The sequence below is a fragment of the Lysobacter koreensis genome (assembly GCF_042677045.1).
In the GTDB taxonomy this organism is placed as follows: Bacteria; Pseudomonadota; Gammaproteobacteria; order Xanthomonadales; family Xanthomonadaceae; genus Lysobacter_K; species Lysobacter_K koreensis.
In genome coordinates this window covers 99,335-114,420 of the sequence record NZ_JBHTIH010000002.1, presented here as the reverse complement: position 1 = coordinate 114,420, position 15,086 = coordinate 99,335, and the positions used below count along the sequence as shown (strand labels likewise).

General features: G+C 68.2%; 13 protein-coding genes. 4 read left to right on the top strand and 9 right to left on the bottom strand.

What is annotated here, in order from left to right; genetic code table 11:
- Window positions 1–50: 50 nt before the first annotated feature.
- The 5 genes from ispH to murJ all read right to left on the bottom strand — a co-directional run bounded on the left by ispH (window position 51) and on the right by murJ (window position 7,096).
- Window positions 51–1,001 (bottom strand): 4-hydroxy-3-methylbut-2-enyl diphosphate reductase, encoded by a 951-nt coding sequence (gene ispH, locus ACFQZQ_RS00755; protein WP_386810781.1) that lies wholly within the window; start codon window positions 999–1,001, stop codon window positions 51–53.
- 10 nt (window positions 1,002–1,011) lie between these two features.
- Complete coding sequence (gene lspA, locus ACFQZQ_RS00750; protein ID WP_386810780.1) at window positions 1,012–1,518, bottom strand: signal peptidase II; 507 nt, start codon at window positions 1,516–1,518, stop codon at window positions 1,012–1,014.
- 130 nt (window positions 1,519–1,648) lie between these two features.
- Window positions 1,649–4,462: an isoleucine--tRNA ligase gene (gene ileS / locus ACFQZQ_RS00745; RefSeq protein ID WP_386811620.1), complete on the bottom strand. Its 2,814-nt coding sequence runs from the start codon at window positions 4,460–4,462 to the stop codon at window positions 1,649–1,651.
- Window positions 4,463–4,524: 62 nt separating this feature from the next.
- A complete protein-coding gene (locus ACFQZQ_RS00740; protein WP_386810779.1) occupies window positions 4,525–5,475 on the bottom strand; it encodes a bifunctional riboflavin kinase/FAD synthetase in 951 nt (316 codons plus the stop codon).
- Window positions 5,476–5,536: 61 nt separating this feature from the next.
- On the bottom strand, window positions 5,537–7,096 hold the full coding sequence (gene murJ / locus ACFQZQ_RS00735; RefSeq protein ID WP_386810778.1) for a murein biosynthesis integral membrane protein MurJ: 1,560 nt from the start codon (window positions 7,094–7,096) through the stop codon (window positions 5,537–5,539).
- Window positions 7,097–7,221: 125 nt separating this feature from the next.
- On the opposite strand from murJ, the gene rpsT reads away from it, so the two are divergent.
- Window positions 7,222–7,491, top strand: a complete 270-nt coding sequence (rpsT, locus tag ACFQZQ_RS00730; protein WP_386810777.1) for a 30S ribosomal protein S20 — start codon at window positions 7,222–7,224, stop codon at window positions 7,489–7,491.
- A gap of 160 nt (window positions 7,492–7,651) precedes the next feature.
- Here rpsT and obgE read toward each other — a convergent pair whose 3' ends face one another.
- The 3 genes from obgE to rplU all read right to left on the bottom strand — a co-directional run bounded on the left by obgE (window position 7,652) and on the right by rplU (window position 9,416).
- A complete protein-coding gene (gene obgE / locus ACFQZQ_RS00725; protein WP_386810776.1) occupies window positions 7,652–8,707 on the bottom strand; it encodes a GTPase ObgE in 1,056 nt (351 codons plus the stop codon).
- Between the two features lie 115 nt (window positions 8,708–8,822).
- A complete protein-coding gene (gene rpmA / locus ACFQZQ_RS00720; protein ID WP_386810775.1) occupies window positions 8,823–9,083 on the bottom strand; it encodes a 50S ribosomal protein L27 in 261 nt (86 codons plus the stop codon).
- Window positions 9,084–9,095: 12 nt separating this feature from the next.
- Entirely contained in the window at window positions 9,096–9,416 is a 321-nt protein-coding gene (gene rplU / locus ACFQZQ_RS00715; protein WP_386810774.1) for a 50S ribosomal protein L21, read from the bottom strand.
- Between the two features lie 245 nt (window positions 9,417–9,661).
- Here rplU and ACFQZQ_RS00710 point away from each other — a divergent pair, with 245 nt between their 5' ends.
- The 3 genes from ACFQZQ_RS00710 (at window position 9,662) to ACFQZQ_RS00700 (ending at window position 14,493) form a co-directional block, all read left to right on the top strand.
- Window positions 9,662–10,831, top strand: coding sequence for an OmpA family protein (locus tag ACFQZQ_RS00710; protein ID WP_386810773.1), 1,170 nt, complete (start codon window positions 9,662–9,664; stop codon window positions 10,829–10,831).
- 222 nt (window positions 10,832–11,053) lie between these two features.
- The gene (gene uvrA / locus ACFQZQ_RS00705; protein ID WP_386811619.1) at window positions 11,054–13,984 is read left to right on the top strand and encodes an excinuclease ABC subunit UvrA; all 2,931 of its coding nucleotides are present in this window, start codon (window positions 11,054–11,056) and stop codon (window positions 13,982–13,984) included.
- Between the two features lie 119 nt (window positions 13,985–14,103).
- Window positions 14,104–14,493, top strand: coding sequence for an acyl-CoA thioesterase (locus tag ACFQZQ_RS00700; RefSeq protein ID WP_386811618.1), 390 nt, complete (start codon window positions 14,104–14,106; stop codon window positions 14,491–14,493).
- Between the two features lie 130 nt (window positions 14,494–14,623).
- Here the strand turns inward: ACFQZQ_RS00700 and ACFQZQ_RS00695 are convergent, their stop codons facing one another.
- Window positions 14,624–15,070 carry a copper chaperone PCu(A)C gene (locus tag ACFQZQ_RS00695; RefSeq protein WP_386810772.1) on the bottom strand — a complete coding sequence of 149 codons (447 nt, stop codon included), beginning with the start codon at window positions 15,068–15,070 and terminating at the stop codon, window positions 14,624–14,626.
- Between the last annotated feature and the right edge of the window lie 16 nt (window positions 15,071–15,086).

Sequence of the window (15,086 nt, the reverse complement as noted above, 5' to 3'; positions counted from 1 at the left end):
TCTAGGCTTCGCGCGACCCCGCGGTCAACGCAGCCCACGCAGGGTGAGGGTCAATTGACCAGCTGCAGCCGCAGCTCCTTGGGCAGCGCGAACACCATGTCCTCGGGCTCGCCGTCGAGTTCGGACACCTGCTGCGCGCCGAGTTCGCGCAGGCGCTCGATCACGCCGCGCACCAGCACGTCCGGGGCCGAGGCCCCGGCGGTGATGCCGATGCGCTTGCGGCCGTCGATCCAGAGCGGGTCGATCTCGGGCGCGCCGTCGATCAGGTAGGCCTCGACGCCCTCGCGCTCGGCCAGCTCGCGCAGGCGGTTGGAATTTGAGCTGTTCGGCGAGCCGACCACCAGTACCAGGTCGCAGTGCTTGGCCAGTTCGCGCACGGCGTCCTGGCGGTTCTGGGTGGCGTAGCAGATGTCGTCGTTCTTCGGTCCCTGGATCGCCGGGAAGCGCACCTTCAGCGCCTCGATCACGCTGCGGGTGTCGTCGACCGACAGCGTGGTCTGGGTGGTGTAGGCGAGGTTGCCGGGCTGGCCGACCTCGAGCACCGAGACGTCGTCGATGTCCTCGACCAGGTAGATCTGCCCTGCCCCGGCTTCGCGCTTCCACTGGCCCATGGTGCCCTCGACCTCGGGGTGGCCCTCGTGGCCGATCAGCACCACGTCGCGGCCAGCGCGGCAGTTGCGCGCGACTTCCAGGTGCACCTTGGTGACCAGCGGGCAAGTAGCGTCGAACACCTTGAGGCCGCGGCGATCGGCCTCGGCGCGCACCGCCTGCGACACGCCGTGGGCGCTGAAGATCACCGTGGCGCCGTCGGGCACTTCGTGCAGTTCCTCGACGAACACCGCGCCGCGGCGCTTGAGGTCGTCGACCACGAAGCGGTTGTGCACGACTTCGTGGCGCACGTAGATCGGCGCGCCGAGGGTCTCGATGGCGCGCTTGACGATCTCGATCGCGCGGTCGACGCCGGCGCAGAAACCACGGGGATTGGCGAGCAGGACGTCCATGCGACCAATTTTACTCCCGCACGGGGCCGGCGGCCTTGTGGCTGCCCAGCAGGCCATACAGCGCGATGCCGACCGCGCCGGCGACGATCGCGGCGTCGGCGATGTTGAACGCCGGCCAGAAGTACCCGCGCCAGTGCCACTGAATGAAGTCGACCACGTGACCGTGCAGCAGGCGGTCGATGACGTTGCCGATCGCACCGCCGATCACCAGCGCGTACGGCAGCGCGGTCTTCCAGTCGCGGCGCGGCGTGCGCGACAACCAGTAGCCGAGCAGGCCGGTGATCGCGACCGCCAGCACCACGAAGAAGTACTTCTGCCAGCCGCCGGCGTCGCTGAGGAAGCTGAAGGCGGCGCCGGTGTTGTAGGTGCGGTACCAGTTCCAGAAGCCGTCGATCACCGTGATCGCGGTGTATTCGGGCAGCGAACTCAGCACCCAGGCCTTGGTCAGCTGGTCGAGGACGATCACGATGGCAGACACGGACAGCCAGGTGAGTGCATTGGGGGTGATCTTGGGCATTGGCTTTTCTGCTCGTGGCTCCGCGAAGGCGGCGCCTGCGGTGGTGTTGTGCCCGTCGTTCCCGCGCATGCGGGAACCGGTGGGCTTGGCGGTCAACGTCGGTGGCTGACCGTGATCGGTGGTGGTGGGCCTAGAACCAGCGACGGTCCTCGCCCGCTCCTTCGACGTTGTCGACGCAACGGCTGCACAGGCCGGGGTGGTTCGGCGTCAGGCCGATGTCGGCACGGTAATGCCAGCAACGCACGCACTTGGCCTTCGCGGTCGGCGTCGCGCCCACCACGATGTCCTTCGCCGTGTCGTCGGCCAGCACCGAGACGTCGCCGCTGATCAGCAGGAAGCGCAGCTCGTCGACGAACGGCGCCAGCCAGTTCTGGTCGGCCACGCCGCAACGCAGTTCGATCTCGGCCTCGAGCGCGGCCCCGATCGTGCCGGCGGCGCGCATCGGTTCCAGGGTCTTGCTGACCTGCTCGCGCAATGCCAGCAGGCGATCGAAGTCCGCCACCGACAGCGGCGCGTCGTCGGGCAGCGGCGCCAGGCCGTCGTACCAGGTGGTGAACAACACGTTGTCCTCGCGCGTCGCCCCGGTCGAGGCCTGCGGCAGGTGCTGCCACATCTCCTCGGCGGTGAAACTCAGGATCGGCGCGATCCAGCGCGCGAACGCCTCGGCGATGCGGTACATCGCGCTCTGCGCCGAGCGCCGCCCGCGCGAGTCCTCGCCCATCGTGTACAGGCGGTCCTTGGTGACGTCGAGGTACAGCGAGCCCAGGTCGACGCTGCAGAAGTTCGACAGCGCCTGCACGATCTCGGCGAAGTCGTAGCGCTCGTAGGCGGCGGTGATCCGCACCTGCAGCTCATGTGCGCGGTGCACGATCCAGCGGTCGAGCACCACCATGTCCTCGAGCGGACGCAGGTGCATCGCCGGATCGAAGCCGTGCAGGTTGCCGAGCAGGAAGCGCGCGGTGTTGCGGATGCGCCGGTACGCGTCGCCGCTGCGCTTGAGGATCTCGTCGGACACCGACATCTCGTTGCGGTAGTCGGTCGAGGCGATCCACAGCCGCAGCACGTCGGCACCCATCGCGTCCATCACCGTCTGCGGCGCGACCACATTGCCCAGCGACTTCGACATCTTGCGGCCGTCGGCATCGACCGCGAAGCCGTGCGTCAGCACCTGCTTGTACGGCGCCACCCCGTCCATCGCCACGCCGGTCAGCAGCGAGCTGTGGAACCAGCCGCGATGCTGGTCGGAGCCTTCCAGGTACAAGTCGGCGGGCTTGTGCAGGCCGTCGCCGGGACGCTGCGCGAGTACGCACTCGTGGGTGACGCCGGAATCGAACCAGACGTCGAGGATGTCGGTGACTTTCTCGTAGCGCGCCGCGTCATCGCCGAGCAGCGTGGCCGGATCGAGTGCGTACCAGGCGTCGACGCCTTCGCGTTCGACCAGGTCCGCGGCCTGGCGCATCAACGCCGGCGTATCCGGATGCGGCTCGCCGCTCTCGCGATCGTAGAACAGCGCGATCGGCACGCCCCAGGTGCGCTGGCGGCTGATGCACCAGTCCGGGCGGCCTTCGATCATGCCGTAGATGCGTGCCTCACCCCACTCCGGCACCCAGCCGACCTGGCCGATCTGCGCCAGTGCGTCGCGGCGCAGCTGCGCCTGGTCCATCGACAGGAACCACTGCGGCGTGGCACGGAACGCGACGGGCGTCTTGTGGCGCCAGCAGTGGGGGTAGCTGTGGGTGAGCGTGTGCATGGCGAGCAACGCGCCGCTGGCGCGCAGCAGCTCGACGATCGGCTCGTTGGCCTTCCAGATGTGCAAGCCGGCGAGTGCCACGTCGCCCGCTGGCGGCGTCGATGGCAGGTAGCGGCCGCGCGCGTCGACCGGGTTGATCTGCGCGGCGCTATACTGGTCGAGCATGCCGTACTTCTGCGCGACCGCGAAGTCTTCCTGGCCGTGGCCCGGCGCGGTGTGCACGACGCCGGTGCCCTCGTCGGCGGTGACGTGGTCGCCGATCATCACCGGCACGTCGCGTTCGTCGTAGAACGGGTGCTGCAGGTGCTGGCCTTCCAGCTCCATGCCCAAGGTGCGGCCATGGACCACGACGTCCTCGACGCCGTAGCGCGACAGTGCCCTGGTCGCCAGGTCCTCGGCCAGCACCAGCAGGCGGCGACGGCCGCTGGCCTGGCGCGGGCCCTCGACCAGCACGTACTCCAGCGTCGGCCCGAGCGATACCGCCAGGCTCGCAGGCAGCGTCCACGGCGTGGTCGTCCAGATCGGCATCGCGACATCGGTGTCGTCGTCGACGGCGACGCCGAACGCGGCGGCCAGCGTGGACGGGCGGCGTGCGTGGTAGGCGACGTCGACCGCGGGCGACTGCTTGTCGGCGTATTCGATTTCGGCTTCGGCCAGCGCCGAACCGCAATCGAAGCACCAGTGCACCGGCTTGGCGCCGCGCAGCAGGTGGCCGCGCTCGACGATTTTCGCCAGCGAGCGCAGCATGTCGGCCTCGAAGCGGAAGTCCATCGAGCGATAGGGACTCTCCCAGTCGCCGAGCACGCCCAGGCGCTTGAAATCGCGGCGCTGGACGTCGATCTGCTCGCTCGCGTACTCGCGGCATTTCTGCCGGAACGCCGCGGCGTCGAGCTTGTCGCCGACCTTGCCGTATTTTTTCTCGATCGCGATCTCGATCGGCAGGCCGTGACAGTCCCAGCCCGGCACGTACGGCGCGTCGAAGCCCGACAGCAGCTTCGACTTGACCACGATGTCCTTCAGCACTTTGTTGACCGCGTGGCCGATGTGGATCGAGCCGTTCGCGTACGGCGGGCCGTCGTGCAGCACGAAGCGGCGCTCGCGCTTGCCGACCTTCCCGCGGATGCGCGCGTACAGCCCCTCTTGCTCCCAGCGCGCGAGCGTGAGCGGCTCGCGCTTGGGCAGGTCGCCGCGCATCGGGAAGTCCGTGGCGGGCAGGTGCAAGGTGGACTTGTACGGGTTGGGTGCAGCGTTGTCGTTCACGCGAAAGCTCGTCGTTGGTCTTGCAGGAGAAGGCCGCGGGCCTGGTCGGCATCGCGATGCATCTGCGCGGTCAGGGCCGGCAGATCGGAAAACTTCAGTTCGTCGCGCAGCTTGGCGACGAACTCGACTTCGATCCGGCGCCCGTACAGGTCGCCATCGAAGTCGAACAGATGCGCTTCGACCAAGGGCTCGATCCCATCCACGGTCGGGCGGGTGCCGAGGCTCGACACCGACGGCCATGGTCGCGCGCCGACGCCGTGCACCCAGCTGGCGTAGATCCCCGACAACGCCGGCGTTTTGCCGGCCAGGCGCAGGTTGGCGGTCGGAAAGCCGAGCGTGCGGCCGAGCTGCTTGCCGCGCACCACCCGCCCGCCGATCGCATACGGCCGACCGAGCAGGCGCATCGCGCTCGCGAAATCACCCGCCTGCAATGCCGCACGGATGCGGGTGCTGGAGACGCGCTCGCCTTCGAGCGCGACCGGGGCGATCTGGCCGGCAACGAAGCCGTACTCGCGCCCGCACTGCTGCAGCAAGGCCAGGTCGCCGCCTCGCGCCTTGCCGAAGCGGAACTCCGGCCCGACCCAGGTTTCGCGCGCGCCCACGCGTTCGACGAGCACCCGGCGCACGAAGTCGCCGGCGTCCATCGCGCTGAGTTGGCGGTTGAAACGCAGCAGGCCGACCTGGTCGATGCCCAGCGCGAACAGACCCTCCACCTTGGCGCGTGGCAACAGCAGCCGCGGCGGCGGCGCATCGCCGGCGAAGAACTCGCGCGGCAGCGGCTCGAAACTCAATGCCAGCGCCGGCAGATCCAACGCGCGCGCGCGCGCGACCGTATGGCGCACCAACGCCTGATGCCCAAGGTGCAGGCCGTCGAAGGCACCGATGCAGACCACACTGCCGTGCGGGCATCGGGGCCCGCCTTCGACGTCACGAAACAGCCTGCTCATTGCGCCGAAGTATAGCCGTGGCGCGGCTTCGGCCGGCCGAACGCGGTCGCACGCATGCCGATCAATGCCGCAGATGGCGCGGCCGCAGGCCCATTGCCAGCAGAACGGCTACGTAGGTCACGCCGCCCGCGGCAACCACCAGCAGCAGCCAGAACGCACGGTGCCAGAGGTTCTGCATGGTGGTCCAGTCGCCGACCCACCAGCGCAGCGCGACCACCACCACGGCCATCACCACGCAAGCGACGGCCAGTTGCAGCCACAGACGTCCCCAGCCCGGTTGCGGACGCATCAGGCCGGCGCGACGCAGGTAGCGCCACAACAACCACGCGTTGAAGATGCCGGCGATGCCGGTGGCCAGTGCGATGCCGCCATGCGCGCCGGGCACCTTGTACAGGTACAGCGGCAAGGTGAAGGCGATCGTCAGGACGACGTTGACCACCACCGTCAGGATCGCCGCGCGCATCGGGGTCTTGGTGTCCTGGCGCGCGTAGAACGCCGGCGACAGCACCTTGGAAAGCATGAACGCCGGGATCCCCAGGCTCATCGCGCTCAGGCTGATCGCCGCCATCCGCGTGTCGGCGCCGGTGAACTTGCCACCCTGGTAGACCACCGCAGTCAGGGGTTCGGCCAGCAGCAGCAGGCCCAGCGCCGCCGGCACACCGGCCAGCAGCGCCAGCCGCAGGCCCCAGTCGAGCGCGGCGCCGTAGCCTTCGGCATCGGTCGCGGCATGGCGGCGCGAGAGGTGCGGCAGGATCACCGTGCCGATCGCGACCCCGAACAGCCCGAGCGGGAATTCCACCAGCCGATCGGACAGGTACAGCCAGGTCTGGCTGCCGGTTACCAGCAAGGAGGCGAACACGGTGCCGACCAGCAGGTTGAGCTGCGCCACCGACGACGAGAACAGCGTCGGCAGCATCAGCTTGGCCACGCGCTTGACGTCCGGGTGGCCGAAGCCGGGCTTGAACGTGGGCCGCAGCCCCAGCCGTCCGAGCGCTGGCCACAGCACCAGCAGCTGCAGCACCCCGGCCGCCAGCACGCCCCAGGCCAGCGCCATGGCCGGCACCGCGAACACCCCGGTCAGCCACAGCATCGCGGCGATCACCGCCAGGTTGTGCAGCACCGGCGTCACCGCCGGCAGCGCGAACTTGCCGAAGCTGTTCAGTACCGAGGCGGCCAGTGCCATCATCGAGATGAACACCAGGTACGGAAAGGTGATCCGCAGCATCTGCACGATCAACTCGAACTTGCCGGGCTCGTCGACCGAACCGGGCGCGAACAACCCGGCGATCAGCGGCGCCGCCAGCGCCCCCACGGCCGCCACCACCAGCACCACCGACAACAGCGCGCCGGCCATGTGGTCGATGAACTCCTTGAGCGCGGCCTTGTCGCCGCGCTCGCGGATCTCGTTCAGGATCGGCACGAAGGCCATTTGCATCGAGCCTTCCGCGAAGATCCGCCGCAGGTAGTTCGGGATCCGGTAGGCGATGACGAACGCGTCCATCGCCGCGGAGGTGCCGAAGATGCGCGACTGCAGGGCGTCGCGGGCAAACCCGGCGATCCGCGACAGCAGGGTCATGGCGCTGAACACCGACGTCGAGCGCAGCAGGCCGCCGCGGCTCATGCCCGGCCTCCGCCGCCACCACAGGAGTTGACGCAACCCACTGAATCGCCCATACTTTTGGGTCTGATTTTCCGTAACTGCATTTCTTCCGTAACTCCACTACACCCAGATTCCAGGAATTCTCCGTGGCAAACATCAAGTCCGCCAAGAAGCGCGCCAAGCAGGCCGTCGTGCGCAACGCCCGTAACGGCAGCCAGCGTTCGATGCTGCGCACCGCAGTCAAGAAGGTGCTCAAGGCCCTCGGCGAGAATGACGCCGCCGGCGCGCAGGCCGCCTTCGTTGTCGCGCAGCCCATCCTCGACCGTTTCAGCGCGCGTGGCCTGATTCACAAGAACAAGGCCGCCCGCCACAAGAGCCGCCTGACCGCTCGCATCAAGGCGCTCAAGGCCGCCTGATCGATCGCTCCCGGCGACGAACACCGAAAACCCGGCTCCGGCCGGGTTTTTGTTTGCCGGCATTGTCCCTAGCGGGCACTTCGCGACCGACGTGCGCAGGGCGGCGCCAAAAGGCAAAAAGCCGGCCTGCGCCGGCTTTTTCATTGCGTCGGCGTTGCCGTCAAGGCGCATCGGCTTCGGCTTCGGCCGCGTCTGCCCGCAGGCGATCGAGGAACGCCATCACGTCCGGCATGATCGCCCAGGTGCCTTCGCGCCCGATCGCCGAGACCAGGTACCAGCGGTCCTTCCAGCCCAGTTCGTCGATCACGGCCTGCGCCGCGGCCTGCTGCTCTTCCTCCAGCAACAGGTCGGCCTTGTTGAGGACCAGCCAGCGCGGCTTGTTGAGCAACTCCGGATCGTGCTTGCGCAGTTCGCGCTCGATCGCGCGCACCTGCTCGGCCGGCGACACGCCCTCGACGCCGCCTTCCATCGGCGCGATGTCGACCAGATGCAGCAGCAGGTGGGTGCGCTGCAGGTGGCGCAGGAACTGGGCGCCGAGCCCGGCGCCATCGGCCGCGCCCTCGATCAGGCCGGGGATATCGGCGATCACAAAGCTGCGGTACTGCTCGACGCTGACCACGCCCAGGTTCGGGTACAGGGTGGTAAACGGGTAGTCGGCAACCTTTGGCGTCGCCGCCGACACGGCGCGGATGAAGGTGCTCTTGCCGGCATTCGGGAAGCCGAGCAGGCCGACATCGGCCAGCAGCTTCAGCTCCATTTTGAGCGTGCGCTCCTCGCCCGGCAGGCCCGGTAGCGCCTTCTGCGGCGACCGGTTGACCGAGCTCTTGAAGTGCATGTTGCCAAGGCCGCCCTTGCCGCCCTTGGCGACCAGCAGGCGATCGCCGTGCCGGGTCAGGTCGCCGATCACCTCGTCGGTCTCGACGTTGGTGATCACGGTGCCGACCGGCACGATGATGACCCGGTCCTCACCGCCCTTGCCGTAGGCCTGCCGGCCCATGCCGTTCTCGCCGCGCTGGGCGCGGAACAGCTTCTGGTGGCGGAAATCCACCAGGGTGCTGAGGTTCTCGTCGGCGACCACCCAGACGCTGCCGCCGTTGCCGCCGTCGCCGCCGTCGGGGCCGCCGAGCGGGATGTACTTCTCGCGGCGGAAACCGACGCAGCCGTTGCCGCCGTTACCTGCGATGACCTGAATTTCGGCTTCGTCGACGAGTTTCATGGGAGTTCCAGCATGGCAATCAATAGTGTTTCACAAACGAAAAGCCCCGCCGAAGCGGGGCCCTTCGTGGACAGCGTGTCGCGAGGTTCAAGCCAAGGCTTGAACCCGTTGGCAATTACTCGCTGACGACGACGCTGACGGTGCGGCGCTTCTTCAGGCCCTTGGTCGAGAACTCGACCTTGCCATCGACCAGCGCGAACAGCGTGTGGTCGCGGCCCAGGCCGACGCCCATGCCCGGGTGGAACTGGGTGCCGCGCTGGCGGACGATGATGTTGCCCGCCTCGATCGCCTGGCCACCGTAGATCTTGACGCCCAGGTACTTCGGGTTGGAGTCGCGGCCGTTGCGCGAGGAACCTACGCCCTTTTTATGTGCCATGACTGCTTCTCCTTACTTCTTGTCGCCACCGGCAATGCCGGTGATCTCGATTTCGGTGTAATGCTGACGGTGACCCATCTGCTTGCGGTGGTGCTTGCGGCGGCGGAACTTGACGATGCGGATCTTGTCGGCGCGGCCGTGGCCCACGACCTTGGCGGTGACACTGGCGCCCTGGAGCGCGTCGCCAAGCTTCACACCTTCGCCGTCGCCCAGCATCAGCACCTGGTCGAACTTGATCTCGCTGCCGGCTTCGACATCGAGGAGCTCGACGCGAAGCGTCTCGCCCTTCATCACGCGGTATTGCTTACCGCCGGTGACTAGAACTGCGTACATGACCGGTATTCCTCTGTAGTTATTTTGGTCGCTGCCGCACCTTTGAAGGCGGACAGAAGCGGAATTGTAGGGGTTTCAGCGGGTTACGACAACCCCACGGACCCTCACCGCCTCGGTGAGGCACCCTGCCCCGGTGGTTCGGCGGAGCCGTTCAGGTCTAGCGCGGCCTTAACCCGTTGCATGGTGTACTCCCGCCAACCTGCGGCGCGGCTGCGGCCATCCCAATCCAGGACGGGGTAAACGAAGTGTTCAACCAGATACTTGAGCAGGTGACGGGACGGTTCGGCCTGAGCCAGGACAAGGCCAAGCAGCTGCTGGGGATGCTGGTGGCCCAGATCTTCAACCCCAAGCGCGGCGGGCCGGCCGGCTTCCTGCAGTCCTTCCGCGACCAGGGCCTGGACGATACCGTGGCGTCGTGGCTGGGCCACGGCACCAACCAGCCGATCAGTGCCGCGCAGCTCGAGGGCGTGCTGGGCAGCGAGACGCTCAATCAGATGAGCGCCAAGCTGGGCGTCCCGGCCGCCACGGTCGGCGGCGCGGCGGCGGCGATCCTTCCCGATGCGGTCAACGAACTCAGCGAGCACGGCGACCTGCCGGCCAGCGCCGCGGGGATCCCGGGCAAGTTCGGCAACTGGTTCGGCAACCTGCAGGACCACCTGGACGAGCTCGGCCACTGGAGCGCGGCCGCCGCGGGCGCGGGCGCGGCCGCGCTGGGCGCCAGCGTCGGCACGGTGGGCGATGGGCCCGTGCGTACCGCCGATACGACCAAGCCCCATGCATCCCGAACCGGCGCGGCGGCAGCCACCAGCGTGCGCGAGGCCAGTTCGGGCGGGATCGGCAAATGGTTGCCATGGCTGTTGCTCATCGCGGCGGCGATCGCGGCGTTGTTCTTCTTCCGCAGTTGCCAGCGCAACGAGGCGATCGCGCCGCTCGCGCCGGCCGCACCGGTCGCCACGCCCGCTCCGACGGCCGCCGTAGCGGCGGCCGCGGGAGCCGCGGGCAACCTCGAGAATGCGGCGGCGGAGGCGTTCGCCAAGCTCACACCCGGCCAGTTCAGCGCCGACGACCTGGTCAAGGCGTTGAACCTGATGATCATCCACTTCGACACCGACAGCGCGAACATCTCCGCCAGCAGCGACGACATCCTCGGCAAGGCGGCCGCGGCCATCAAGCAGGCCCCGGGCGGCACCCGCATCGAGGTCGGCGGCCACACCGACGACACCGGCGATGCGGCCGCCAACCAGCGCCTGTCGCAGCAGCGTGCCGACGCGGTGAAGGCGCGGCTGGCCGAGCTGGGCGTCAAGGCCGACCTGCTCGCCAGCAAGGGCTATGGCCAGGACAAGCCGGTCGCCGACAACGACAGCGCCGAGGGACGCGCGAAGAACCGCCGGATCGAGTTCACGATCCAGAAGTAGCGCGGCGTCCACGTTCCGCGTCGATGGGGGCCTGGCGCCCCATCGCCGTTTCACAGGCTTCGGACTCCCATCGTCCGCGCCGCATGCGACGGGCCTGTCGGCAGGCCGCGCCAGCACGGGCGGGCTTCCGTTCCGCGGATTTGCCCCCACTTCCTGCACTCGATACGCTCCCCTGTTCGCCATGGCCGTGCCGTGGCGACCCTCCCCCATTGCAGGTTCCTGATGGCGCTGGATTTCATCCGCATCCGCGGTGCGCGGACGCACAACCTCAAGAACATCGACCTCGATCTGCCGCGCGACAAGCTGATCGTGATCACCGGCCTGTCGGGCTCTGGCAAGTCGTCGCTCGCGTTCGACACGATCTATGCCGAAGGCCAGCGCCGCTACGTCGAGTCGCTGTCGGCGTATGCGCGGCAGTTCCTGTCGGTGATGGAGAAACCCGACGTCGACCACATCGAGGGCCTGTCGCCGGCGATCTCGATCGAACAGAAGTCGACCTCGCACAACCCACGCTCGACGGTCGGCACGATCACCGAGATCTACGACTACCTGCGCCTGCTGTACGCGCGCGTCGGTTCGCCGCGCTGCCCGGACCACCACTACCCGCTGGAAGCGCAGACCGTCAGCCAGATGGTCGACGCGGTGCTCGCGCTGGCCACCACGGACGAAGGCCGCGAGCAGCGCTACATGCTGCTGGCGCCGGTGATCCGCGAGCGCAAGGGCGAGCACGCGCAGGTGTTCGACCAGTTGCGCGCGCAGGGCTTCGTGCGCGTGCGCGTGGACGGCGTGCTGCACGAGATCGACGCGGTGCCGCCGCTGGCGCTGCGGGTCAAGCACACGATCGAGGCGGTGATCGACCGCTTCAAGCCGCGCGAGGACATCAAGCAGCGCCTGGCCGAATCGTTCGAGACCGCGCTCAAGCTCGGCGACGGCATGGCCTCGGTGATGTCGCTCGACAACGCCGATCTGCCGCCCTTGCTGTTCTCGTCCAAGTACAGCTGCCCGGTGTGCGACTACTCGCTGCCGGAACTGGAGCCGCGGCTGTTCTCGTTCAACTCGCCAGTGGGCGCCTGCCCGACCTGCGATGGCCTGGGCGTGGCGCAGTTCTTCGATCCCGCGCGCGTGGTGATCCACCCCGAGCTGTCGCTGGCCGCCGGTGCGGTGCGCGGCTGGGACCGGCGCAACGCCTACTATTTCGCGCTGATCCAGTCGCTGGCCAAGCACTACAAGTTCAGCGTCGACACGCCGTGGCAGCAGCTGCCCGACGACTCGCGCCAGGCGGTGCTGTTCGGCAGCGGTACCGAGACGATCAGCTTCAGCTACACCAGCGACAGCGGCGCGCGCCACGCGCGCAAGCACCGCTTCGAAGGCATCGTGCCGAACCTCGAACGCCGCTACCGCGAGACCGAGTCGGCCGCGGTGCGCGAGGAACTGGCGAAGTACATCAGCGAACGCGCCTGCACCGACTGCGTCGGCGCGCGCCTCAACCGCGCCGCGCGCAACGTGTTCGTCGCCGACCGACCACTGCCGGACCTGGTGGTGCTGCCGATCGACGAGGCGCTGACGTTCTTCAAGGGCCTCAACCTGCCCGGCTGGCGCGGCGAGATCGCGACCAAGATCGTCAAGGAGATCGGCGACCGCCTGCGCTTCCTGGTCGATGTCGGCCTCGATTACCTGACCCTGGAGCGCAAGGCCGATTCGCTGTCCGGCGGCGAGGCGCAGCGCATCCGCCTGGCCAGCCAGATCGGCGCCGGCCTGGTCGGGGTGATGTACGTCCTCGACGAACCGTCGATCGGCCTGCACCAGCGCGACAACGAACGCCTGCTCGGCACCCTCACCCACCTGCGCGACATCGGCAACACGGTGATCGTGGTCGAGCACGACGAAGAAGCGATCCGCCTGGCCGACTACATCGTCGACATCGGCCCCGGTGCCGGCGTGCACGGCGGCGAGATCGTCGCCCAGGGGAGCTACGCCGACATCCTCAAGGCACCGCGTTCGCTGACCGGCCAGTACCTCTCCGGCCGCAAGCGCATCGAGATCCCGACCAAGCGCCACAAGCCCGATCCGAAGGCCACGTTCCACCTGCGCGGCGCCAGCGGCAACAACCTCAAGCAGGTCGACTTGGCGATCCCGGCCGGGCTGTTCACCTGCGTCACCGGCGTCTCGGGTTCGGGCAAGTCGACGCTGATCAACGACACCCTGTACACGATCGCCGCGAACGAGTTGAACGGTGCCTCGCAGCCGGTGGCGCCGCACAAGTCGCACGAGAACATCGAGCTGTGGGACAAGGTGGTCGACATCGACCAGTCGCCGATCGGGCGCACGCCGCGCTCGAATCCGGCGACCTACACCGGCCTGTTCACGCCGCTGCGCGAGCTCTACGCACAGGTGCCGGAGGCGCGCGCGCGCGGCTATTCGCCGGGACGCTTCAGCTTCAACGTCCGTGGCGGGCGCTGCGAGGCGTGCCAGGGCGATGGCCTGATCAAGGTCGAGATGCACTTCCTGCCGGACGTGTACGTGCCCTGCGATGTCTGCGGCGGCAAGCGCTACAACCGCGAGACGCTGGAGGTGCTCTACAAGGGCTACAGCATCTCCGACGTGCTCAACATGACGGTCGAGGATGCCCTGACCCTGTTCGAGGCGATCCCGTCGATCTCGCGCAAGCTCGAAACCCTGATCGACGTCGGCCTGAGCTACATCAAGCTCGGCCAGAGCGCGACCACGCTGTCGGGCGGCGAGGCGCAGCGCGTCAAGCTGTCGAAGGAGCTTTCCCGTAGAGACACCGGGCGCACGCTGTACATCCTCGACGAGCCGACCACCGGCCTGCACTTCCACGACATCGAGCACCTGCTGGCGGTGCTGCACCGGCTGCGCGACGACGGCAACACCGTGGTCGTGATCGAGCACAACCTCGACGTGATCAAGACCGCGGACTGGGTGATCGACCTCGGCCCGGAAGGCGGCCACCGCGGCGGCACCATCCTGGCCACCGGCACCCCCGAGCAGATCGCGGCGCTAAGCAATTCGCATACCGGGCGCTTCCTGGCCCCGTTGCTCGGCATCGACGTCCCCAAACCCAGGGCCAAGGCGGCCCCGAAGGCTAGCGCCGCCGCCGGCCGCAAGCCCAGCAAGGCCAAATCCAAAGCATGAGCGACACACCCGCCCCCACCCCCGCGCGCAAGCCGCGCAAGCGCGCTTCTGCCGCGTCCAAACCCGAAGCCGCTGTCGCAACTCCGCCGGCGTTGGCAACGGCCGGTCCGGTGGTGCTGATGCAGGCGCCGCTGTCGGTACGCTGGCGCGACCTCGACGCGTTCAACCACGTCAACAACTCGCAGTATCTGGGCTATCTCGAAGAAGCGCGGCTACGCTGGATGATGACGCTGCCGGGCATGGGCCTGGACGACGACGTCGCACCGGTGCTCGCGGCCTCGAACCTCAACTACCGGCGTCCGATCGAGTGGCCCAACGAAGTCATGGTCGAGCTGTTCGTCGAGCGCGTCGGCAACACCAGCGTCACCGTCGGCCACCGCATCCTCGACGCCAACGATGCCGGCGTGCTGTTCTGCGATGGCAACGTGGTGATGGTGTGGATCGATCGTGAAGCTGGCCGCGCCGCGCCGTTGCCGGCGTCGGTGCGGAACGCCTGCCAGCCGAGCTGAAATTCGTGCCGGATTTCTCCCTTTGAAGAAGGGAGATCAAGCGGGATTTGCTTTCGCGGCCGCCCAAGTCTCTGGGGCATCGCGCCAATCTCCCCGCGCTCTCTTTTTTGAGAGTGGGGAGACGAGCACCCTATTCGCCGGCCTTGCGCACCACGAACTCGCCGCGCAGCGTGCCGCCGTCCTGCAACGCGAACTCGACCGCGACCTTGCTGCCGGGCTTCAGCGGCGCGCGCGCTTGCATCAGCATGAGGTGCATGCCGCCGGGCTTGAGCGTCGCGGCATCGCCCGGCGCGATCCGCAGTTGGGGCAGCGCGCGCATCCGGCTAACGCCATCGACGATGCGGGTCTCGTGCAACGAGCTATCGGCGAACGCGGGGCTGCTGACACGGACGATGGTGACCGGTGTCGGACAGGTGTTCTCGATGCGGCCGAACCCGGCCAGCATCGGCATGGGTCCCGGAGGCAGGCGCAACCAGCCGTCGCGCACCTGCGGCGCGCAATCGCGCGCGCAGGCGGGGATGGCGCTGAACGCGGCGGCAACCAGGACGGCGGTGAGCAAGGCGCGGATCGGATGCATCGGCCTATGATACCGG